The sequence below is a fragment of the Pseudoalteromonas sp. QJM3NY_22 genome (assembly GCF_056173065.1).
On record NZ_CM149655.1, the window covers coordinates 955,655 to 977,396 of the forward strand.

General features: G+C 39.4%; 20 protein-coding genes. 9 read left to right on the forward strand and 11 right to left on the reverse strand.

What is annotated here, in order from left to right; translation table 11 throughout:
• Positions 1-46 precede the first annotated feature (46 nt).
• The 3 genes from msrA to AC0VZ4_RS04240 all read right to left on the reverse strand — a co-directional run bounded on the left by msrA (position 47) and on the right by AC0VZ4_RS04240 (position 4,824).
• The gene (msrA, locus tag AC0VZ4_RS04230; RefSeq protein ID WP_337119949.1) at positions 47-583 is read right to left on the reverse strand and encodes a peptide-methionine (S)-S-oxide reductase MsrA; all 537 of its coding nucleotides are present in this window, start codon (positions 581-583) and stop codon (positions 47-49) included.
• An 86-nt stretch (positions 584-669) separates the two neighbouring features.
• Complete coding sequence (locus AC0VZ4_RS04235) at positions 670-3,768, reverse strand: efflux RND transporter permease subunit (RefSeq protein ID WP_475440993.1); 3,099 nt, start codon at positions 3,766-3,768, stop codon at positions 670-672.
• A 3-nt stretch (positions 3,769-3,771) separates the two neighbouring features.
• Positions 3,772-4,824 carry an efflux RND transporter periplasmic adaptor subunit gene (locus tag AC0VZ4_RS04240; RefSeq protein ID WP_475440994.1) on the reverse strand — a complete coding sequence of 351 codons (1,053 nt, stop codon included), beginning with the start codon at positions 4,822-4,824 and terminating at the stop codon, positions 3,772-3,774.
• 247 nt (positions 4,825-5,071) lie between these two features.
• Here AC0VZ4_RS04240 and AC0VZ4_RS04245 point away from each other — a divergent pair, with 247 nt between their 5' ends.
• The 6 genes from AC0VZ4_RS04245 to AC0VZ4_RS04270 all read left to right on the forward strand — a co-directional run bounded on the left by AC0VZ4_RS04245 (position 5,072) and on the right by AC0VZ4_RS04270 (position 10,508).
• A complete protein-coding gene (locus tag AC0VZ4_RS04245; RefSeq protein WP_475440995.1) occupies positions 5,072-5,776 on the forward strand; it encodes a DUF2982 domain-containing protein in 705 nt (234 codons plus the stop codon).
• A gap of 33 nt (positions 5,777-5,809) precedes the next feature.
• Complete coding sequence (locus tag AC0VZ4_RS04250) at positions 5,810-6,142, forward strand: hypothetical protein (protein WP_007377553.1); 333 nt, start codon at positions 5,810-5,812, stop codon at positions 6,140-6,142.
• 68 nt (positions 6,143-6,210) lie between these two features.
• Positions 6,211-7,851, forward strand: coding sequence for an Lcl C-terminal domain-containing protein (locus tag AC0VZ4_RS04255; RefSeq protein ID WP_475440996.1), 1,641 nt, complete (start codon positions 6,211-6,213; stop codon positions 7,849-7,851).
• 9 nt (positions 7,852-7,860) lie between these two features.
• Positions 7,861-8,379 carry an Lcl C-terminal domain-containing protein gene (locus tag AC0VZ4_RS04260; protein ID WP_475440997.1) on the forward strand — a complete coding sequence of 173 codons (519 nt, stop codon included), beginning with the start codon at positions 7,861-7,863 and terminating at the stop codon, positions 8,377-8,379.
• Between the two features lie 162 nt (positions 8,380-8,541).
• On the forward strand, positions 8,542-9,459 hold the full coding sequence (locus AC0VZ4_RS04265) for an ExeA family protein (RefSeq protein WP_475440998.1): 918 nt from the start codon (positions 8,542-8,544) through the stop codon (positions 9,457-9,459).
• Between the two features lie 11 nt (positions 9,460-9,470).
• Entirely contained in the window at positions 9,471-10,508 is a 1,038-nt protein-coding gene (locus AC0VZ4_RS04270) for a general secretion pathway protein GspB (RefSeq protein WP_475440999.1), read from the forward strand.
• 9 nt (positions 10,509-10,517) lie between these two features.
• Here AC0VZ4_RS04270 and AC0VZ4_RS04275 read toward each other — a convergent pair whose 3' ends face one another.
• Positions 10,518-11,711 (reverse strand): HD-GYP domain-containing protein, encoded by a 1,194-nt coding sequence (locus AC0VZ4_RS04275; RefSeq protein ID WP_475441000.1) that lies wholly within the window; start codon positions 11,709-11,711, stop codon positions 10,518-10,520.
• Positions 11,712-11,825: 114 nt separating this feature from the next.
• Positions 11,826-15,629 carry a bifunctional proline dehydrogenase/L-glutamate gamma-semialdehyde dehydrogenase PutA gene (gene putA, locus AC0VZ4_RS04280; protein WP_475441001.1) on the reverse strand — a complete coding sequence of 1,268 codons (3,804 nt, stop codon included), beginning with the start codon at positions 15,627-15,629 and terminating at the stop codon, positions 11,826-11,828.
• Between the two features lie 170 nt (positions 15,630-15,799).
• Here putA and AC0VZ4_RS04285 point away from each other — a divergent pair, with 170 nt between their 5' ends.
• Positions 15,800-16,282, forward strand: a complete 483-nt coding sequence (locus AC0VZ4_RS04285) for a winged helix-turn-helix transcriptional regulator (RefSeq protein WP_475441002.1) — start codon at positions 15,800-15,802, stop codon at positions 16,280-16,282.
• A gap of 77 nt (positions 16,283-16,359) precedes the next feature.
• Here AC0VZ4_RS04285 and AC0VZ4_RS04290 read toward each other — a convergent pair whose 3' ends face one another.
• On the reverse strand, positions 16,360-17,349 hold the full coding sequence (locus AC0VZ4_RS04290) for a GGDEF domain-containing protein (protein WP_475441003.1): 990 nt from the start codon (positions 17,347-17,349) through the stop codon (positions 16,360-16,362).
• Positions 17,350-17,626: 277 nt separating this feature from the next.
• Between AC0VZ4_RS04290 and tnpC the strand changes: the two genes are divergently transcribed.
• Positions 17,627-19,066 (forward strand): IS66 family transposase, encoded by a 1,440-nt coding sequence (gene tnpC, locus AC0VZ4_RS04295; protein WP_475439674.1) that lies wholly within the window; start codon positions 17,627-17,629, stop codon positions 19,064-19,066.
• A gap of 184 nt (positions 19,067-19,250) precedes the next feature.
• On the opposite strand, the gene AC0VZ4_RS04300 is transcribed toward tnpC, so the two are convergent.
• The 3 genes from AC0VZ4_RS04300 to AC0VZ4_RS04310 form a co-directional block, all read right to left on the reverse strand.
• Positions 19,251-19,691, reverse strand: a complete 441-nt coding sequence (locus AC0VZ4_RS04300; RefSeq protein ID WP_475441004.1) for a hypothetical protein — start codon at positions 19,689-19,691, stop codon at positions 19,251-19,253.
• Between the two features lie 121 nt (positions 19,692-19,812).
• The gene (locus tag AC0VZ4_RS04305) at positions 19,813-20,145 is read right to left on the reverse strand and encodes a proprotein convertase P-domain-containing protein (protein WP_475441005.1); all 333 of its coding nucleotides are present in this window, start codon (positions 20,143-20,145) and stop codon (positions 19,813-19,815) included.
• 180 nt (positions 20,146-20,325) lie between these two features.
• Complete coding sequence (locus AC0VZ4_RS04310; RefSeq protein ID WP_475441006.1) at positions 20,326-20,589, reverse strand: S8 family serine peptidase; 264 nt, start codon at positions 20,587-20,589, stop codon at positions 20,326-20,328.
• Between AC0VZ4_RS04310 and AC0VZ4_RS04315 the strand changes: the two genes are divergently transcribed.
• On the forward strand, positions 20,588-20,710 hold the full coding sequence (locus tag AC0VZ4_RS04315; RefSeq protein ID WP_475441007.1) for a hypothetical protein: 123 nt from the start codon (positions 20,588-20,590) through the stop codon (positions 20,708-20,710). The two genes, AC0VZ4_RS04310 and AC0VZ4_RS04315, sit on opposite strands and share 2 nt — an antisense overlap.
• A 24-nt stretch (positions 20,711-20,734) precedes the next feature.
• Here AC0VZ4_RS04315 and AC0VZ4_RS04320 read toward each other — a convergent pair whose 3' ends face one another.
• Both AC0VZ4_RS04320 and AC0VZ4_RS04325 read right to left on the reverse strand, forming a co-directional pair.
• Positions 20,735-20,938: a S8 family serine peptidase gene (locus AC0VZ4_RS04320; RefSeq protein WP_475441008.1), complete on the reverse strand. Its 204-nt coding sequence runs from the start codon at positions 20,936-20,938 to the stop codon at positions 20,735-20,737.
• 420 nt (positions 20,939-21,358) lie between these two features.
• Positions 21,359-21,733: a DP-EP family protein gene (locus tag AC0VZ4_RS04325; RefSeq protein WP_475441009.1), complete on the reverse strand. Its 375-nt coding sequence runs from the start codon at positions 21,731-21,733 to the stop codon at positions 21,359-21,361.
• Positions 21,734-21,742 lie beyond the last annotated feature (9 nt).

A 21,742-nucleotide genomic window follows, 5' to 3' on the forward strand; every position in this document is an offset into this window, starting at 1 on the left:
ATGTCGGGCTTTTTAATGTTTAGCTAAGTTTAACTACTAAAATTAGCTAGTCAGCTAAGAACTCTTTAAATACGGTTTCAAACTTATGTAATTTAGGTGCTATTAAAATACTACAGTAACCCTGCTGTGGATTTTCGTTATAGTAATCTTGGTGATAATGCTCTGCTGGGTAATACGTAGTGGCAGGGCTGACTTCTGTCACAATTGGCTCAGCAACATGGCTTTGCAGTTGAGCTATCATTTCGTTGGTTTGCTTAAGTTGAGCTTCATCGTGATAGTAAACCACACTTCTATATTGTGTGCCTATATCGTTACCTTGGCGATTCAATTGTGTTGCATCATGCAGTATGAAAAACATTGCTAAGAGTGTTTCAAAGCTAACTACAGTCGCGTCAAATTCAATTTTAACAACCTCAGCGTGACCGGTTGTGCCTGAGCATACAGAATCATATGTTGGGTTATTTGTTTCACCGCCGGTGTAGCCAGAGCTTACGGTTAGTACGCCATTTACACGTCTAAATGCAGCATCTATACACCAAAAACAGCCGCCACCAAATGTTGCTACTTGCTTTGTTGAGCTCATAAGTATTCCTAAAATGTATATGGGGTTTTAAAAGCGAGCATAAATTGTATGCGCCGCAACAACAAGGTTACGGCGCAATTAAGAGGCTAGATCTCTTCGAAAGGTTTTTCAGCAGCTTGTTTGTCTAATTTTTGCTGTAAAAACTCAGGTGATTGAGTGTTACGTGCAAGTGCATAATATGCAGCAGGTACAACAAAAAGAGTTAGTAGGGTCGATACAATAACCCCAGTAAACACGACTACACCTATCACCATACGGCTTTCAGCGCCCGGACCTGAAGCAAGTACTAAAGGTACCGAACTCATAACCGTAGTCAGCGAGGTCATAATAATAGGGCGCAAACGCTGAGTTGCTGCTTGCAAAATAGCTTCACTAAATTCAACGCCTTTATCGCGCAGTTGGTTAGTAAATTCTACAATCAAAATACCGTTTTTAGCACTTAGCCCTATGAGCATGACAATACCTATTTGACTGTAAATATTTAAAGTAAGTCCTGTAGCCCAAAGTCCGAACATAGCGCCCATTAAACCAAGTGGTACGGTAAGCATAATGACGAACGGATGCATAAAGCTTTCAAACTGCGCTGCCAGTACTAAAAAGGTAACGGTGAGTGCAAGTATAAATACGTAGGTCATCGCTGATGCGCCTTCGTAATAAAGCTGCGACTCGCCTTTGTAATCTACGGCGCCATCTATATCGTTTTCTTGCGCGGCTACTTCGTTTAAAAAGTTAAGCGCTTGCTCAAGCGTATAACCGTCGGCTAAGTTGGCACTTAATGTAATTGCGCGCATACGGTTATATCGGTTTAAGCGCGATGCGGTTGCTTCTTCTTTTAAGCTGATAAGGCTATCAAGTGGGACTAGTTCACCGCTTCGTGATTTAAGGTATATATTTGAAATGTCAGTAGGGTTAGTAAAGTCTTCTTTAGTCCCTTTTAAAATTACATCGTATTCTTCACCACGGTCAATAAAGGTTGTAACACGGCGCTGGCCAAGCATTGTTTCTAGTGTACGGCCTACATCAGATACCGAAACGCCTAAATCGGCAGCTTTGTTTTTATCTATGCTGACTAAAAACTGCGGGAAGGTTTCTTTATAATCATGATCGATTCTTACTAAACCTGGGTTTTGTTCAGCACGCTTAATTATACGGTCACGCCAATCGGCTAGTTGAGCGTAATCATTACCTTGCAGTACAAACTCAATTGGGCGAGATGAGCCACCACCACCAATACCACGGCGCATAATGGCAAATGCACGAACATCGGTAACTTCTTGCATTTTACCGCTTATTTCATCCATTACTTCCCACGTTGAGCGTTTGCGCTTATCCCAATCGGCCATACCAACAATCGCAACACCGCCGCTGCCACCCCAGCCAGGCACTCGAACAAGTACGCGACTTAGCTCACCCGCTTGCGAGTAAGGCATTAAACGCTCTTCAATTTTAGCCATATTAGCGGCGTTATTTTCGTAACTTGCGCCTTCTGGGCCGCTCATCATGATAAAGAATGTGCCACGATCTTCTTTTGGCGTTAGCTCAGAGGGAACTTGTAAAAACAACGAGTAACTAACAAAGCCCGCTAATAATAAGCTCACCATTAAACCCCATTTACGGGTTATGTTGGTGGAGAGTGAATTACGGTAACTTACTTCAATTTTAGTAAACTGGTGGTCCATCCATTGACTAAATTTATTTGGTTTGTCTGATACTTTAAGTACTTTAGAACACAAGGCTGGAGCGAGAGTCAGCGCTGTAACACTTGAGAAAAATACGGCAGCACTTACCGCCATTGCAAACTCAGTAAATAATGCCCCTATACGGCCATCCATAAACACCAATGGCACAAACACCGATATTAGTACAAGCGTGGTTGCGACAATGGCAAAACCAACTTCACGCGCACCTCTATATGCAGCTAGTAATGGCGGCTCACCTAGTTCAATACGACGGTGAATGTTTTCAAGCATTACAATGGCATCATCTACTACTAAACCAATAGCCAGTACTAAGGCAAGTAAAGTTAGTAAGTTGATTGAGTAGCCCATTGCTAATAAAAACATAAAGCTACCAACAAGTGCGACCGGTACGGTAACCGCAGGAATAAGCGTTGCTCGTATATTGCCTAAAAACAAAAATATAACGAGTACGACTAAACCCATAGAGATGGCAAGTGTGCTGTAAACTTCATTAATTGATTCTTTAATAAATACAGACGAATCGTAGCTGTCTTGAATTGTTGTACCTTCAGGTAGGTTACGTTTTATTTTTTCAAGTTCACTGCGTGCGTTATCTACTACGGTAAGCGTGTTTGCTTTAGCTTGTTTTACAATTCCTAGGCCAATCATGTTGCGCCCGTTACCACGAAATAAGCTTTCGTCATCGGCAGCTTCTAATTTTACGTCGGCAACTTCACCTAAACGCACTAAATAACCTTCTTCACCACGTTTAATAACAAGGTTTTTAAAATCGCGCTGATCTTTATAACTACGTGCGGTACGCACGGTAAAGTCGCGATCTATTGATTCTATTTCGCCGGCAGGTAATTCAACGTTTTCTGTACGCAGTGTATTTTCAATATCGCTTGAGGTAATACCGCGTGCAGCCATTGCTTGGCGGTTTAGCCAAATTTTCATGGCGTATTGGCGCTCACCACCAATACGCACGTTAGATACACCATCTACAACGGCTAAGCGGTCAACAATAAAACGCTGCGCATAATCAGAGAGCTGTAACGAGTCCATTGTTTCGCTGTTTAATACAAACCATGCGATTGGGCTTTCATCACTATTTGATTTTGACACTTCTGGTGGGCGTACCTGATCAGGCAAACTATCAAGTGCACGTGCTACACGTTCACGTACATCGTTAGATGCGGCATCTATATCGCGGTTAATATCAAACTCAATGGTAATGTTTGAACGCCCATTACGACTAGATGAGTTTATACTTTTAATGCCTTCAATACCGGAAATTCGATTTTCTATTATTTGCGTTATTTTTGTTTCTATAATTTCGGCAGAAGCTCCTGTGTATTCAGTGCTGATATTTACTATTGGCGTTTCAATATCAGGGTACTCACGAAGTGGCAGCATAGTAAATGCAACCAGACCAAAAGTAAGAAGTAGTAAATTAATTACTATGGCAAAAACGGGGCGTTTAACGCTAGTATCAGTAATTTTCACGTATTACCCCTTTACGCTTACTTTACTACCAGAGCGAATTTTTATTAGCCCTTCAGTAACAATTTGCTCGCCATCATTTAAACCTTCATCGATAGCAACCCAGCCATTATTTCTGCCAGCAACATGTACTTCAACTTTATTGGCTACTCCGTCTTGAATTTGAAAAACAAAGTGTTTGTCTTGTAAAGGGATAACCGCTTTTTCTGGCACCATTAAAGCTTGGTTACTGCTTAGCTCAAGTGCTGTATTTAGTAACATACCAGGGCGAAGTAATCCTGATTTATTAGCAAAACTTGCAGTTACTTCAACACTGCGTGTTACCGAATCAATACGCGAGCTAATATGCGTTACCTTGCCGTTAAATGTCTGCCCTGGGTAGGCATCGTTTTGGGTAAGTACTTTCATACCTATGTTTAATTGTGCTAAATATTTTTCAGGTACTTTGAAGTCAACTTTAATAATACTAATATCATCAAGTGTGGTGATTATTGTTGTGTTGCTTACGTAGGCGCCAACTGATATTTCACGCTTACCTAACAGGCCTGAAAATGGCGCGGTAATAGTCATTTCATTTAACTTTGTTTTAGCGCTTTCTAGTTGAGCTTCAGTGGCATCAACACGAGATAATTGTTCTTCAAGTAATGACTTTGCCGTTGATTGCGAGCGTGAAAGTTCGGTTAAGCGGTTGAGTTGACGTTTCTCTTCTTGTAAATTAATGCCAAGCTCTTTAACTGCAAGTTGTTCTTGCTTACTTTGTAGTTGCACTAATTTTTGGCCTTTACTAACTAAGTCACCGTCTTTAAAGTAAATATCTGTGACATAATCGTTTTGGGCACTTTTAATATAAACAGCTTGGTTAGCACGTGCACTACCAATAGCTTCTATCATTACCGCGTTTTCTTGTGATGTCACCGTATGCGCAGATACCTGAGTAGACATTTTAGATAAGTCGGCTTGTTCACCATGGCTTGACGGTAAATATAAGTAAACGCTAAATATCAAAAGTAGCGTAATAATAAATGGAAAAAGAGCTTTGCCTGATTGTCTTGAGTACATCGTTTTCATACCTGAAAATTAATTGTAAGTATTGTACGAAATAAGACCGGAGAAAGGCGGTTATGTGTCTCATAAATTTGTGCGTTAAGCGTAAAAGTTAATGATCCTGATACAGTGTCCCTCTTTTGTTACATATAAAGTGGTAAGTATATGAATTTTAAAACATCCTGTAAGGCTTGTATAACTGCCCGCAAAGTTATTTTATGGGCTATTATTATGTTGATATTTTATATGGTGTTCTATCAGCATGGATAAAAACGATAGAAACCATGTGAAATACAGGGCACAAGGCGCACGTGATGGCATCGAAATATTAATAGTGGGTGCCATTGGGTTGGTGCTTATTATGGGGTTTAATTTATTACGTCCAGATAAAATAAGTATTGTTGAAGTTTTTTTAGTGAGTGCTTGTATCGGTGCTATTTTTATTGGGTTTTTAAAAACCCAAGAACCCTTCTATAGTTTAATATTAAGTGAATCCAAACTTATATATCAGCATAAGTATGGAGCATGGCACCTTTTTCAAAGTAATTTTAGGCATAGTGGTATACCTAAGGTTGAGGACGGGGTTGAATACATTGAGTTAAATACTGTGGGTATCAAAGTAAATGATATTGATGAGTTTTTAGCAAGTTTATCACCTAGAATTGCAGGGAAACTGCTAATAGAACAACGACATTTATTCATGCAAGCTGTTCAAAAACATTGCAAAAATGGTCATTGCCCATCAGAATGGTTAATAGAAGATACACAGTATATCTCTCAAAGGGGAATAAGCTATAATGGGCTTATAGCTATGTTTGCAAATAGAACAAAGCACCTTCAGCTGTTAACAGGTTATGATTTATTGTTACCTGCCAGTGTATTAGATAGAGATATTTGGGCGTTTAGTGCTAACTTAAATAAGTGGAAGCAAAACCCCAGTCAGTTTATAGCGACGCAGAGTAAATAACGTAAATACTCAAGTGCGGTAGTAGGAATAGTAATGAGTCAAGACAGATCCTTTTTAAAAAGTGGGCGAAATACCATAATACATAAAGATAAAAAACATGATTTAGTGATTGTTAACTCTGAAATTCATCCGCGAATTAAAGTAACACAAAATGGCCTAGAGCCTTTTAAAGAAGAGTTGCCAAAAAATCGACGTGATGCAAAAGATCGTTATTTAGAAATAGTGTATGTTGGAAGCCCAGACGTGTTTGGTGAAGAAAAACAGCTATTGTTCATTCAAGCCTTAGATGGGCGTGAATACAAAGTAGATTACAGTAAAATCGGTACTAAGTTGTTTGTACGTATTCATCAAGATACTTATATGTAGCACTTTAATGGCATCTTTATTGCTTATGATTACACTATAGTAACTATTTGACATAAAAGGTGCTTTGTATGAAAGCGTTTGCTTTAATTCCTCTTATTGCTTTGCTTTGCGCATGTGGAGGCGGTGGTGGCAGCGATGATGCCGATGTAGAATCATCTGTTAATGCTGGAAACGATTTACAAATTATTGAAAAAACCGATTTTTCCATTACAGCACAGGGTTCTCCTGCTGATGGAACTTTTACTTGGCAACAAGTAAGCGGTCCAAGCTTAGAAGGCTTTCCGTTAGAGGGAGCAGAACAAACGCTCACCGCACCAGATGTAAAAACTGACAGTGAAATAGTTTTAAGAGTGAGTTATCAAAGCTCCGGCACTAGCGCCGTTAGTGACGACATTTCCATCTCAGTTAGTTCTAATAACCAGCTTCCCCTTGTTACTGTTACACAAACATCGCCTGAAACACTTCCTTCTGTATACAAAGACACGGTCGCTTTAAGCGGTCTTGAGTCAAGCGATCCGGATGAAAATGGCCAAATTGATAGCTATTTTTGGCAATTGCTATCGGGGCCTGAGTTAAATATTGCGAGCTTTAATGAGTCAACACTCAGCTTTTCTCATCCATTGCTTGAAAGTAACGTAAATTTATCTTGGCAGTTAACTGTTATAGATGATGAAGGCGGTGAGGCAAGCACTCAATATTCAATGACCCTCAACAAAACAAATGAATTAGTGGATGCAAATGCGGGTGCTGATCAAAATATTGAAGAGTTTGAGCAGGTAACACTTGATGCAACTAGCAGTGAAACCGTAACAGATACATACCAATGTAAATGGCAACAACTTACCGGTAATACCGAAACATTAAGTAATAGTAATCAGTGTACAACGACATTTTTTGCCTCAGATGTAGACACCGAGACCACATTGAGCTTTGAAGTAACGGTAACTGACTCAAAAGGACGTACAGACACAGATTCTTTATTTGTAGATGTATCGCCAAAAGCTCTCGGGCTTATAAATGATAGTGGTGTGGGTGAGTGTTATAACAATACCCAGCGTATTAATTGTGAAAGCGATGACTTTCCCGCGCAAGATGCAGAACTTGGCCGCGACAGCTTTGCAAATCGTTTGGATAAAGTAGGTAAAGGTAATTTAGCGTTTGATTATACGAAGTTAAATGAATTTGCCGATGAAGTGTCTGATACCAGCAATAGTTTTAGTTGTATTCGCGATAACGTAACAGGGTTGGTTTGGGAGGTGAAAAGTGTGGCATCTGGCACGGTACCAAATACTTCGTTACGTGATGGTCAAAATCATTACTTTTGGGATGTAGGGAATACGACTTTTACCGATACAAGTTCAGCTAATAGTACGTGCCCTGATAATACAAGTTGTGGTGTACAAAGCTATATAAACGAAGTGAATGACTTAGATTTTTGTGGCGGTACGAACTGGCGATTACCTAGTTACACAGAGCTTTTAGGCTTAATTGATTACGGAAAACAAGGTCAAAGTGTATTAATTGACGAGGCATTTTTCCCTAATATGCCAAGTGAAAGTGCATTAAGCCATCTACGTTACTGGACTTCGCAAACCGCAGCCGACGGTACAAGTTTATCGCAAGCGTATATTATTGATATGAGTGATGGTAACGACCTTGCTTATCCAAAAGAAAATACTGCTTATGTACGTTTAGTTAGAAGTCGTTAGGAGAAAATAATGAAATTAAAATTACTCTATGCAATAGCAACTATAAGTTTGAGCTTTAATATTGCAGCGGCGCAAACTTGTTATGCAGGTGCAGATACCACAACACCGACAGATAGGTTTACTATAAATACAGATGGCACTGTGTCTGATAGCGAAACTGGCCTTATGTGGCAACGCTGTAGTTATGGGCAGACTTACAATACAGAGACACAACTTTGTGAAGGATCAACACCTTCTCTCACTTGGCAAGAGGCACTACGCGGTGCTAAAAATGATACAACCGCAGATTACGATGATTGGCAAATGCCTAACATTAAAGAATTGGCGAGTATTTTAGAGCACAGTTGCACAGAGCCGAGTATTAATGAAACTGTATTTTTTGGCACTAAGCTTCAAAATTATTGGTCAAATACATCGGGTGTGAGCACAATGAGCTCTGCATGGGTCTATCAGTTTGATAGTGGCCTAAATAGTTTGCATGCTAAAACAAGTAATGTGTATTTACGATTAGTGCGCTATGAAAAATAAAAAAGTGTAAATTTAAAGGTATAAAGCGCAACTTTAAAACAGTTGCGCTTTTTTGTTTTTCATAAATTTACGTTATTTCAATAATAAAGCACTCACAGTGTTGTCACTTAGGGGATTTTTTTGCCATTATAGGCCGTGATTTAATTATGAAGGAACATCACGGTGTATTTAAGCTATTTTGGCCTGAACGAAAAACCTTTTTCTATCTCGCCTAACCCCCATTACTTGTTTTTAAGTGAACGCCACAAAGAAGCCTTAGCGCACCTTACCTATGGATTGGGTGAAGATGGCGGCTTTGTATTATTAACGGGCGAAGTGGGCACCGGAAAAACCACGATCACTCGCAGTATGCTTGAGCAATTGCCTGAAAATACCCAAGTCGCAATGATCCATAATCCAGCACTTTCGGAGCTAGAGTTATTAGCCAGTATTTGTGATGAGCTTAATATTAGTTACGATACTAATAATTCGACGCTTAAAAGCCTTACCGATATTATAAAAAAGCATTTAGAGACTAATAATAAATCGGGTGGTCACACCATACTTATCATTGATGAGGCACAGTTACTTGCTCCTAATGTGCTTGAGCAATTGCGCTTGCTGACAAATATAGAAACCGATCATAAAAAGCTATTACAAATAGTGCTTGTGGGCCAACCTGAACTCCAAGAGCTTTTAAAGCGCAATGAATTAAGACAACTTGCTCAGCGAATAACAGCTCGTTACCATTTATTGCCACTCACGCAAGGCCAAACCGTGGCTTATATAAAGCATCGTTTGCACGTTGCAGGGTGCGATAAAGGGATTTTTTCGATGGATGCTATGCAAGCAGTTCATCAATTAACGGGTGGTGTGCCGCGCCTAATGAACTTGGTGTGTGAACGTGCTTTAGTGGGCACATTTGCAAAGCAGCAGTTGATAGTTGATAGCGATATAATAAAAAAATCAGCACATGAGTCATTACCAATGGATTTTGTAGCGCCAGTTAATGAAGCGAACAAGGGAACATCATTTGTATCATACAGCTTTGCTTTCGCTACTTTATTTGCCGTAGGTATTGGGCTTTCATTTATTTTATAGTTAGGTAAGTTATGTCTTATTTATTAGATGCGCTAAAGCAGTCGCAGCAATCAGATATGAGTGCTGAGCAGTACGACTTGCAATCAGAGCAGTTAAAACAGCAGCAAGCACTCAAGCGTTATAGGCGATTAGCATTAGTTTTTGGTACAAGCTTAGGTGCTTTTATTGCTGTCGCTGGTGGCTTTACTGTCGGTAAGTGGTTTCAAGGTACAGGCTTATTAAAAACATTGGAACCTGCTGTACTTAATGTGGTTGAAAGCGAAAAATCAGCACCTAAAGAAGATGCTAAAAAAATAGATACTGAAGTTGAAAAGCAGCAAATAGCTAAGTTAGAGCCTGCAAAAGTAGCTTCAACAAATACTGCAACGATTGAAGGGCAACTTGTGCATGTGCAAACACCTAATGGTGTACAGCAAATGTTATTAACCCCTAGTGGGCAATATATCCCTATGCCATCGAGTCAGGTCACGAGCGCAGCAGGTTATAATCAGCAAAATATGCAACAAGTAATGCCGGTTCAAAATTATAATCAGCCAGCGTTTAACCCACAAAGTAATTACAATCCAAATAATGCACAAAACACTTCGGTATTCGGGCAAAATCAAAATACCGCATCGGCTCAACTAGATATGAGCAAATATAAAGTACTAGGTAAGCCAATTAATGGTAGCAATCAATCTCAACAAGTGAGCGATCCTGAACTTGATGCCGTGCCAACAACGCTTAAAAATGCATTTGCGCAAGCGATACAAGATGTCGAAAAAAATCAAGATTATGAAGTTACTCAAGCATCAAAAACGTCATCACGTGTTGAGCCTGTGGAGCTACTGCCTGATGGTTTGCAATCAATGTTGCCTAGTATTAAATACCAAGCGCATATTTATTCATCCAGTGCTGATAAACGTTGGATAAAGTTAAATGGACGAGAGCTACATGAAGGAGAGAGTATTGGTGCGCTAACGGTTAGAGAAATAACACCAGAGCAGAGCGTCCTTGATTTTGATGGTTACGAGTTTAGTTTAAAAGCATTGCAAGATTGGCCGCAATAAGCGACCACTCTATGGCAGTATTGAATTTTTATAAAAACGTTCTAAATCAATATTATATTCTTTTGGTTTAACAGTAGATTCAAGGGTATCTAAAGTCTTTTTATTGGCTAAATCGATATCTTGTACTTCCGTATAACGGCTGTGTTTAGCGCTGTAAAATGTTTTTACTATCGGTTTTAGTGGCGATGCAGGGTTGCTTTCAGTCACTAGTCCGACTTTTTGGCTTGATAATCTTACTAAAGTCCCAACCGGGTGAATACCAATGCATTGAATGAATTTAGTAAGCAGCACAGGGTCAAAACTATCGGGGCAGCCTTCTTTTAATATTTTAAATGCTTTAATGGGTTCCATGCCAGCTTTATAAACGCGTTCAGCGGTTAATGCATCATAAACATCAACAATTGAGGCCATGCGCACATATTGGCTTATTTCATTGCCTTTTTTACCAAACGGATAACCTTTGCCATCCAAACGCTCATGATGCATACCAGCAATATCAACAGCGATTCCTTTTAAGCCAGACCCTTCTAAAATTTCTTTACTAAAAAGGGAATGTTTTTTCATTATTTCGAATTCAGCGTCGCTAAAACGACCCGGTTTATTGAGAATTTCGTCAGGTATTTTTATTTTACCAATATCATGCAACAAAGCACCTGTGGTTAATTGTTCGATAATCTCTTTATCTATTTCTAAGTGCTTAGCAAAAATACTCATTAAAATAGAAACATTAATAGAGTGCTCAAGTAAATAAGCATCTTTTTGACGCATTTGTGTAAGGCACGCTAACGCATCTTGGTTTCTAAACACTGAATCCATAAAGCCACTTGCAAGCTCTCTAAAAGGGGCTATATCTATTTTTCGGCCAGCTTTTATTTCTTTAAATGCTTTGATTTGAAGTGTTTTAGCTTCGTCATAAAGCTTTTTAGCTTTGCCCATTTCTTGTTCTGCACTGTGTGCTTTTTGCCAAGGGTCTCGTTTAATTTTTACTGCAGAAGTGCTCTCTAGCTCTTTTTCAGGAACTCTATTGATAAGGGTTTTATCAGGATCTATTTCGACTTCTAAGATCCCTGCTTTTTTTAGCTTATCAATATCCGCTTGAGTTTTAACCCAGCCTTGGCTTTTAACTTTAATGCGACCTGTTTGCTTAGTAACATGTTGTACAAACATACCAGGGAGTAATTGTGAAATAAGAATGGTTTTCAATTTAATAACTTATATAGTTTGACTAACTATAAAGTAACAAACTTTACGCTATTTACATAGTAAAAAGGCACCATTAGGTGCCTCTCGTGTCTATTAAAAAATTAGTTTTTCTAATTACTCATCATCTTCAACAAGCGTCATTAGTGATGTGTTACCACCTGATGCTGTTGTATCAATACTGATTGTTTTTTCAGTAATAAGACGTTTGATTAACGTATCGTAATACTCAGAGCTAATTACTGGTAAAATAGCACCTTTACGCTGTGCTAGCTGCTGGCTAAAGTAGCCTAAGCGAGACGAGCGAGCAGCAACTACTGCACCTGCTAAATGAGGGTGAGCCAAGATAGCTTGTAACTGATTAGGTTTAGCTACTTGGAAAACACCTTCAGCAACACCTGTAGAGATAAATTTATCTTTAAAGGCAACAGCTTCATCATAAAACAGCTCAGACGCTACAGTAATTACCGTATTACCTGCGGCAATAGCGGTAATGATAGACAATGCCCAGAAGTTAAATGATGTGCTCTTATCTGCATAACACACGACACAACCACGCGCTTCTAGATGAAGTGTATTAGACTCACCCGTTGGCCCAGGCAGGGTAGTAAATTTACGCATGTGCTTTTCGAGGCGGTTAAGCTGTGCACGAGCTTCTGATAGTGTTAATGCCAAATCGTCTGCTAAATCGTCGATAATTTCTACCGTCGCGATTTTAGCAAGCAACTGACGTACAGCCGAAACACGGTCGTTTAGCGGTGTTGCACGCCAAATCTTTTCATCGCGCATTGAGTTAGCCATTAGCTTTTTAACTTGTTCATTTGCACCACTGTAGTGGTGTAAATCAAGTTCGTCTGGCGTCAGGTTTGTCATTTGCACGTTATCTGGTGATGCCTTTTCTTTTACTAAACGTTGTAGGTAGTTAGGGCCACCGGCTTTAGGGCCAGTACCTGATAAACCACGGCCACCAAATGGTTGCACACCAACAATAGCACCAATCATGTTGCGGTTAATGTAAACATTACCCGCACGTGACATTTTAGCAAGGTATTCACAGCGCTCTTCAATACGTGAATGTACACCCATTGTTAAGCCATAACCTGTGTTGTTAATTTGATCCATCACATCATCAAGTTCGCTCGATTTAAAACGCACAATATGAACACATGGGCCAAATACTTCACGTTTAAGTACTGATAAGTCCTTAATTTCATATAAACGAGGCGCAAAAAAGAATGCACCATTTAATGTATTATCAGGAATTTTGCACTCGTAATGCAGTGTTGCATTACCTTTTAAGTACTCAACATGGTCGTTTAAGTTTTTAAGTGCTTTTTCATCAATTACAGGGCCTACATCAGTTGATAGTAACGATGGATCGCCAATGTGTAACTCAGCTAGAGCCCCTTTAAGCATATCGATGATGCCATCAGCTACGTCTTCTTGAATAAATAGAACACGAAGAGCTGAACAACGTTGCCCAGCACTTTGAAAACCAGAACTGATCACATCGTCAACTACTTGCTCAGGAAGCGCCGTTGAGTCAACAATCATACAGTTTTGGCCACCTGTTTCTGCAATTAACGGTACTTGAATATCGTTACGTGCAGCAAGTGTTTGAGAAATTAATGTGCCTGTTTCAGTAGAGCCTGTAAACATAACCGCTTGAATGCGTTCATCAGGAACAATTATTTTGCCTACTTCAGAACCACGAGCAATAACCGGTTGAACAACATGCTCAGGTAAACCAACAGACAGCATGAGTTCAATTACACGAAGGGCAATTAAGCTTGTTTGCTCAGCAGGTTTTGCTATTACTGTGTTACCTGTAACAATGGCAGCAGCAACTTGGCCTAAGAATATTGCAAGCGGGAAGTTCCACGGGCTGATACATAAAATAACGCCACGGGCTTCAAAGCGTTCATCTTGCGATAACTCTTCAGCACGTGCAGCGTAATAACGACAAAAATCAACCGCTTCACGTACTTCATCAATACCGTCTTGTGCTACTTTACCCGCTTCTTTAATACAGATAGCGACTAGTTCGTCGTGATGACGCTCTAAAATATCAGCAACGCGACGCAGTAAATTTGCACGTTCTTTTACTGATGTTTGCGACCATGATTCAAAAGCTGCTTCTGCGTTAGCCAGTAATACTTTCATCTCTTCGCCAGTTTGTAATTTAACGTGGCCGATGATTTCTTTATGATTCGCTGGGTTTTTAACGGCCAATGAGCCTTCAGGTACTTGGCTTTGCTCAATTAAATGCTCATTAAACCAGCTTTCAAGATTCTCTTTGAAAGGGGTAATAACATTAATGTCGGTTAAATCCATGCCTTTAGAGTTAGCACGTTCTTCACCGTATAAATTAATTGGCATTTTAATTTGCGTATTATACTTGTTACGTAAGCCTTGTAGTGTTTCTACAGGATCTGGTAATAGCGATTCAACAGGTTTAGATGTATCTACAATGGCATTTACAAATGATGAGTTAGCGCCATTTTCTAATAAACGACGAACAAGGTAAGCAAGTAAATCTTCGTGTTGACCAACAGGGGCATATACGCGGCACTGAATTTTTTCTTCGTTAACGATTTGGTCGAATAATGACTCACCCATACCGTGCAAACGTTGAAATTCAAAACCTGTATTGTCGCCTTTGGCTACTTCTAAAATAGTCGCGGCAGTGTAAGCGTTATGTGTAGCAAATTGCGGATAAAGCACATCGCGCGCTTCAAGCATTTTAATTGCACATGCTTTGTAGGAAACATCAGTTGTGGCTTTGCGTGTAAATACGGGGTAGTGATCCAAACCATCTTGTTGTGTGGTTTTAATCTCTGTATCCCAATAAGCTCCCTTAACTAAACGGACCATCATTTTACGACCAACGCGGGTCGCAAGCTCAGTTAGCCATTCAATTACAAAAATAGCACGTTTCTGGTACGCTTGAACCGCTAAACCAAACCCTTGCCAATCACCAAGATCTTCATCGCTAAATACCGCTTCAATTATATCTAATGAAATATCTAAGCGATCAGCTTCTTCGGCATCAACGGTAAAGCCGATATCGTATTTTTTAGCGGCAAGTGCAAGTTCTTTTAACTTAGGGACTATTTCTGCCATCACACGCTCTTTATGAGTGAACTCATAGCGTGGATGAATAGCCGAAAGTTTAACTGAAATGCCCGGGCTCTTAATTGGACCACGGCCATTAGCCGCTTTACCAATGGCATGAATTGCATTCATGTAGCTGTCAAAGTAACGCTTTGCATCTTTCATTGTGCGCGCGCCTTCGCCTAGCATATCGTAAGAATATACATAGCCTTTTTGCTCTGTATCGGCAGCACGTTCAATTGCTTCGTCAATGGTACGGCCCATAACGAATTGCTTACCCATAATTTTCATAGCAAAATTTACAGATTTACGAATAACTGGCTCACCTAAACGACCAATGGCCTTTTTAAGCATACCAAACTGCTGTTCTTTCGTTTTGTCTGTGTAGTTAACCATTTTACCGGTAACTAATAATCCCCAAGAAGACGCGTTTACAAATAAAGAATCGCTGCTGCCTAAATGAGAGCTCCAATCACCTTTGGCCAACTTGTCGCGAATAAGTACATCTTGAGTTGCTTTGTCTGGTACGCGAAGCAGAGCTTCGGCCAAACACATTAATACAACACCTTCTTCACTAGAGAGTGAGAATTCATTTAAAAGTGCATCAACACCGCCTTGTCCATCTTGCTCTTTACGAATGTTTAAAACAATCTGGCGGGCTCTTTCCCATGCACGGCTTCGTGCTTTTACGCCCACTTCTGCAAGTGGTAAAATATGATCGATAACCGCATTTTCGTCTATGCGGTAAAAGTCACGAATTTTCTGTCTAATAGGACAGTTAGTAGTTAAATCGCCGTTGAATAACATAAGCAACCCTCAGGAGTGTTTAGGATTTAAAGTAAAATTAATTACCAATAAATTTTCAGTGATATTGTGAGTGCATTCTAATTAAAATTCCGCAGAATATGCTGGTTAAATTTCACGATTTACGATAATTTACAGGGCATAAATTTAACTTATCCGCATAAAATTCTGTTATGACAATTCCAAATAGATTACGCATGCTAGATCGTATCGATTTAGCCATACTAGACGTTCTACAAAAGAACGGCAGAATTTCTAATGTTAACCTGGCAAAACAGGTTAACTTGAGCCCTAGCCCATGCCTTGATCGTGTTAAACGTTTAGAGCAAGAGGGTTACATAGAAGGCTATTATGCAAAACTTAGTGAAGCTAAGCTAAGTCAAAGCTTAGTTGCTCATGTGCAAGTTTCGCTTGTTACCTCAAATACAGCCGTATTTAAAGTATTTAGAGAGCATATTTTAAAAATTAAGCAAGTGGTTGAATGCGACATGGTTGCTGGTGGCTATGATTATTTATTAAAAATACGCGTGTCTAACATGGAAGAGTATAGACAAGTATTGGGGGATTTAGTTGATATACCGGGAGTCGGTACGCACCACACTTATATGGTGATTGAAAAAATTAAAAAGGACGAAGGGCTGCTAATCGACATTTAAGCTTCTCTCAAGTAATAAAAAACCGCAATTGCGGTTTTTATTTTAGTAGATAAATGCTATACCAAATAGTCAGCACATCACCTTATACATAGTTTATTACGACCTTCCGACTTCGCTCTATATAAAGCCGTATCAGCCGCGCATATTAATGCCTCTGATGTTCTATATTGATTATAGTATTCACACGCTAAACCCTGGCTTACGCTTATTTTTACGTTAGCAGGCAAGCCTATGTCTCTAAAGTTAATGTTGAGTATTTTTTCTTGAATACGTTTCGCAATCATTTCGGCATTTGAAATGTGAGCGCGAGGAAGTACAACAGCAAACTCCTCTCCACCATAGCGGGCAACTAAGCACTCTTTTGATGGTAAACAATTTTCAATTGTTCTTGCGACCATCTGCAAACATTTATCGCCTTTTACATGACCAAAACTATCATTAAATTGTTTGAAAAAATCAATATCTATCAATATAAAGCTCAAAGGTTGCTTGTTATTTAAGCACTCTTGCCAGTTTTTAATCATTGTTTTTTCAAGAGTACAGCGATTAGCAACCCCCGTTAAATGATCGAGCTTGGCTAACGATTCAAGTTCTTTGTATTTTTTTACGTGTTTGGAAATATCGTGCATGATGCAAATAAACAAAGGGGTATTGCCAGTAATGGCTGTTGGTAGGCAGGAGATTGAAAGCTCTACATCTAAAAAGTTTCCATTTGCCTTAATTACTTTTACTTCTTTTGGACCATGATTAAGTGGCGTTTGGTAGTTGTTGTTCCAACTGTTAAACATATACTCATAATCGTCGCGATATTGTTCTTGTAAAAAGTATTGCCACTTTTTACCTATTAGTGAGTCAGCGAGTACATTAAAATATTTAGCAGCAATTGGGTTTACCGATTCAAAAACACCTTGTGCGTTAACAATAAAAATAGCATCGGCCATGACATTAATGACATTAATAATAGCGCTTATTTTTTCATTGTTAAATGTATTAGAAATGCGATTCATTAATGCCGACACGCCTGTGTCTACATTTTGTTGGCTATGGTTTTCATTATTATTAGACATTGTGTTTGCTCATTTTTATTTTAATGAAATTTGATGTCTAGTAGTTTATTGAACTTAAGTGTTTTAAACCTTTCGGTAATCTTCTTGTTTAACTGATTGATTTTATTGTTTTTATAGCAGTTTTTAGATGTTTTATAATGAGTGTGTTTTGGAATTAAATAGTAAAATAAACGTAACTATTCACCATGGTAAATTATTTTCAAAGGATCTTTTTTAACTATTGACCGATCCCGCCAGTATGCCAAGCTAGGGCTATGACCTAATAGCCCTAGCTTCAATGAATTTAAACAGCATCAACATCGACGAAATCGTTGAGAAAACCAAAGCTCAATTACAAGAAGGTAAAACTCTCACGCCTGCGCTGAAGATGTCTATTGAACTCATTCTGGTTGTCGTTGTTATGTTAGCAAGTAAATTAGGACTTAACAGTAACAATAGCAGTATCCCGCCATCAAAAGACATCAACCGAAAAAAACAAAACAAAGAGAAATCAGCCAAGTCAGCGGGTGGTCAAAAAGGCCGTGCAGGTAAAACACTAACCCAAACACAGACGCCTGATGAGATCAAAATCATCCTAGTTGAACGTGATTTTTTACCGAAAGGTCACTACCGTGAAATTGGCTTTCAAAAACGACAGGTTGTCGATATAGATATCAGGAAAGTGGTCACTGAATACCAAGCACAAATTCTGGAAAATGAGCAAGGTAAGCGTTTTATTGGTGAATTTCCAGAAGACGTTAACAGTCCTATTCAATATGGGGTTGGTGTAAAAGCCCATGCAGTTTACCTATCCCAATATCAATTACTCCCTTACAACCGCATTGAAGAATATTTTTGTGATCAACTCGGTATTCCAATCAGTGCGGGTAGTTTATTTAACTTTAATGAACAAGCAGCGGCCTTGGTAAAGTCCTCCGGCGCAGAAGCCGCGCTCAAGAAAGCCCTGAAAACGACTTATCAAGCCTTACACGTTGATGAAACGGGGATTAATATAGGTGGTAAACGACGATGGCTTCATGGTGCATCAACGACGTGGTGGACGTATTTTTACCCGCATGAGAAAAGAGGGAAAATAGCGATGGATGACGCCGATATTTTACCTCACTTTACTGGGGTACTATGCCACGACCACTGGAAACCGTATTATCAATATACACAGTGCCAACATGCCTTGTGTAATGCACATCATATCCGAGAGTTAGAAAGGGCATGGGAGCAAGACGGTATGCAATGGGCAAAGGATTTGCAAACCCTACTGACTGAAATCAATAAACATCAAATAGATAACCCCGAGCTAGATGCAGACACAAAAGCTCACTATATAGAGAAATATCAACAAATATTGGCTCAAGGTGACATTAAATGCCCTCCACCGGATAGAAACAGCCGAGTAAAAGGCCAGCGAGGCAGATTGAAACGAACAAAGTCTAGAGCGTTGTTAGAGCGGTTAAGAGATTATCAAGATGATGTCTTACGGTTCATGACGGAAACAGCGGTGCCTTTTAGCAACAACCAAGGTGAGAATGATATTAGGATGACCAAGGTTCATCAAAAGATATCTGGGTGCTTCAGAAGCATGCAAGGTGCAGAGATGTTTTGTTTAATCAGAAGCTACCTCTCGACTTGCAGAAAACAGCATGTATCAGCAAGCCTAGCCCTTGAATTACTCTTCAAAAATCAGTTACCTGATATATTTATTGAAAATGTGGCTGAATAGTTACAAATAAACAAGTAAATATGGATGGGGCTAAAAAAGAGCGTTAAATTTTGAACGGATTTATCAGATAGATTACTTAAAATATATAGATAACGAAGCCCTCGTTTAGTTTAAGCTAAATGAAGGCTTTAAAAAATTACATCAATAAAATAGCTGTAATCTTAATGCTCTAACTAGAAATAGTTTAACGAGGATCATTTATAACTTGTGGGTCGGCGCTTAGCCCTAATTCGCGCAGGTCAGCACTTACGTGTTTTACTGTTGGCTCTTGCGTTAACTGTTGCACTAGCTGCTGAAGATTATCAGTGGCAGTTGTTACAGCAACAATATCGCCTACTCGGTGTTTTAGCTGCAAGTTATAACGTGTTGCCAGGTTGGTAAAGTCGGCTTGTGTTGTTAATTGCAGTAACACTTCGCCAGTGAGTTGCAGGCCAGTACTACTTTGGCTATCACTAATAATATCGCCAAGCTGTAAACTATTTGCGTTGTTGGCTTGACTGGCTAAGCTGGCCAGTATTGCAGCGCCTGCTTTTACAGCTGTGTTTACGGTTGTAGTTTGTGCTTGCGCTAATGAAATAGTACTTACAATAAAAGTGAGTACTAAAATAACAATATTTGTTTTCATAAAAATTCCCTATTAGTGGCTGTAAAAGCGAAAAGACCAAGATAACACAGTGCCATCTACACTATTATTAGTGTCGTTCATGCTGAGTAAGCATGCCTGCTCATTGTAAAGTAGGGTTTGGCTAGTGCCATTGTCCAGCCGCCGATTCACCATAAAAATGTTGGCTCAACAATAGGGCATTTTGCACTGGGGTATCGGCCGCGTTTATTAACCCTGTGCGTGGGCTTAATAGAATACTTCGAGTACCTGATGGAGAAATAAGCTCAATGGCAAGGTCACGCATACGTGCATGATCAATCGATAGCTTTAACTGCACAGCTTCAATGGTTAGATTATCAGTGATTGCTAGAGTATCTTTCACACCGTTCACGTTAGCATCGGGTATTGTTAGCTCTGTGTTAGCAGTATGCCAATCAGATACGTGTAATACCAACCTGCATAAATTTTTGATCAATTTAACGAATTAAATTGCACTATAACGTTGTTAAAAATTTTTCATTTAGAACAACTAGATACAAAAACTTTAGCCTAGTTCTAGCGTAATTTTCTTAACGTTAAATAGACCCCATATATAAGCAGATTGGTATAATGTGGGTAATAACCCAGTAGTTTGTTGAGCCATAGCAGCGTCACATCAATTGCGCCTAAGCCATAAAAGGTATGTATGAACGTTGTATCCTGCCGCATTTTGTTGCCAACCAGGGGTGGCGTTGTAGCTGAATGCATCACCATTTGTATCTGTAAAATTAATATCAACACCGGCATTGTTGCCATCTAGTTTACGTGCTGTAGTGGCGAGGATATGTTTTATGGTTCTGGCATCGAGTTGCGGATTAGCCGACATAACAAGCGCGATTGCGCCCGATGTATTGGCAGCTGCCTCAGAAGTGCCATACATGGCTGCCGTAGCATCGCCATGGCTATCTAACCCTGTGTTTTGGAGGATGTCTATTGTGCTGTTAATGGCATGCCATGCGATTGTAGGCAGTTACTCATTGATTGCGCATCAAGGTAATTAAACCCAACAATTTTCGCTTCAGGTGCTACACACCGCGCCCGCCAATATTATTATTGGCGGGCGCGGCAATTATGCCAGCTACAGCTGTGCCGTGACCATTGTTATCATCAAGCATTGCACTGTTGTTCAATAAATTGAGCGAGCCTGATGCAACATTACGCCATAAATCAGGGGGGCTAAGCTCGACACCAGTGTTGACTATGGTTACGCCAGCTCCTTTAATACCCAATAGCTCGGTGGTAAGTAAATTTAAATTTTCACCTTCAACAGTGTCTGTAGTAAGACTATTTTGACCGGTGTTATTTAAATGCCATTGCTAAGGTGTTAGTGGGTCGGTATTCGTTAAGTTACCAGCAGCGAGACTGCTAAATGCACCGAGAAGGCAGCAGCCTAGCAGGTTTTTTAATATACATAAATAATACAATCCTTATTTTTATGTTTTTGATATATGAATCAAGTTGTTATTAGATTGTTTCGTATATTAAATAATTAAGCAATTGAAAGTTTGGCTTTTTCTGGTGAGGTAGTAGTAAAGGGTTGTTTATTAATGATATTGATTAGTAAATGTTGGCGTGAAGGTACTTGATTGATAAAATTGCACAGGGATAAATCAGCCTTGTGCAATATAAAAATCAAATGTTGTTAACAGTTATTGTTCCTCATTTTCTACTTGAGGATCGGTACTTTCGTATGTTTTACCATTACACTCAACATTAAATATTAAACACGCAGTACCCGGGTTTACAGCGGTGTCTGTAATGATGATTGCTTGGCGGTTATCGCTTAGTTTATGACTAAAATCTTGAGCGCACTTGCCTATTTTGTCAGTAATTGTTACCCCTGTAAAAAAAAAGCCTTGTTTAACTGTTGCTGGATCTAACATGTAAGTACCCGCAGTTTCGGTTCTTACCATACCGCCACCAGTAACTTCTTTGCCATCTTTTTTATAGCTAAAAATAGCCTCTTTTTTATCGTTAAGTTCAATGTGTACTTGAAAGTTGACTTTTTCTAAGGTGGTATTCATATTATTTCC

Excerpts from the sequence above, each read along its gene's own strand:
- msrA (WP_337119949.1), bottom strand. The coding sequence starts at position 583 with ATGAGCTCAACAAAGCAAGTAGCAACATTTGGTGGCGGCTGTTTTTGG.
- AC0VZ4_RS04240 (WP_475440994.1), bottom strand. The coding sequence starts at position 4,824 with ATGTACTCAAGACAATCAGGCAAAGCTCTTTTTCCATTTATTATTACG.
- AC0VZ4_RS04245 (WP_475440995.1), top strand. The coding sequence starts at position 5,072 with ATGGATAAAAACGATAGAAACCATGTGAAATACAGGGCACAAGGCGCA.
- AC0VZ4_RS04250 (WP_007377553.1), top strand. The coding sequence starts at position 5,810 with ATGAGTCAAGACAGATCCTTTTTAAAAAGTGGGCGAAATACCATAATA.
- AC0VZ4_RS04255 (WP_475440996.1), top strand. The coding sequence starts at position 6,211 with ATGAAAGCGTTTGCTTTAATTCCTCTTATTGCTTTGCTTTGCGCATGT.
- AC0VZ4_RS04260 (WP_475440997.1), top strand. The coding sequence starts at position 7,861 with ATGAAATTAAAATTACTCTATGCAATAGCAACTATAAGTTTGAGCTTT.
- AC0VZ4_RS04270 (WP_475440999.1), top strand. The coding sequence starts at position 9,471 with ATGTCTTATTTATTAGATGCGCTAAAGCAGTCGCAGCAATCAGATATG.
- putA (WP_475441001.1), bottom strand. The coding sequence starts at position 15,629 with ATGTTATTCAACGGCGATTTAACTACTAACTGTCCTATTAGACAGAAA.
- AC0VZ4_RS04285 (WP_475441002.1), top strand. The coding sequence starts at position 15,800 with ATGACAATTCCAAATAGATTACGCATGCTAGATCGTATCGATTTAGCC.
- AC0VZ4_RS04290 (WP_475441003.1), bottom strand. The coding sequence starts at position 17,349 with ATGTCTAATAATAATGAAAACCATAGCCAACAAAATGTAGACACAGGC.
- tnpC (WP_475439674.1), top strand. The coding sequence starts at position 17,627 with ATGAATTTAAACAGCATCAACATCGACGAAATCGTTGAGAAAACCAAA.
- AC0VZ4_RS04300 (WP_475441004.1), bottom strand. The coding sequence starts at position 19,691 with ATGAAAACAAATATTGTTATTTTAGTACTCACTTTTATTGTAAGTACT.
- AC0VZ4_RS04315 (WP_475441007.1), top strand. The coding sequence starts at position 20,588 with ATGGCTGCCGTAGCATCGCCATGGCTATCTAACCCTGTGTTTTGGAGG.
- AC0VZ4_RS04310 (WP_475441006.1), bottom strand. The coding sequence starts at position 20,589 with ATGTATGGCACTTCTGAGGCAGCTGCCAATACATCGGGCGCAATCGCG.
- AC0VZ4_RS04325 (WP_475441009.1), bottom strand. The coding sequence starts at position 21,733 with ATGAATACCACCTTAGAAAAAGTCAACTTTCAAGTACACATTGAACTT.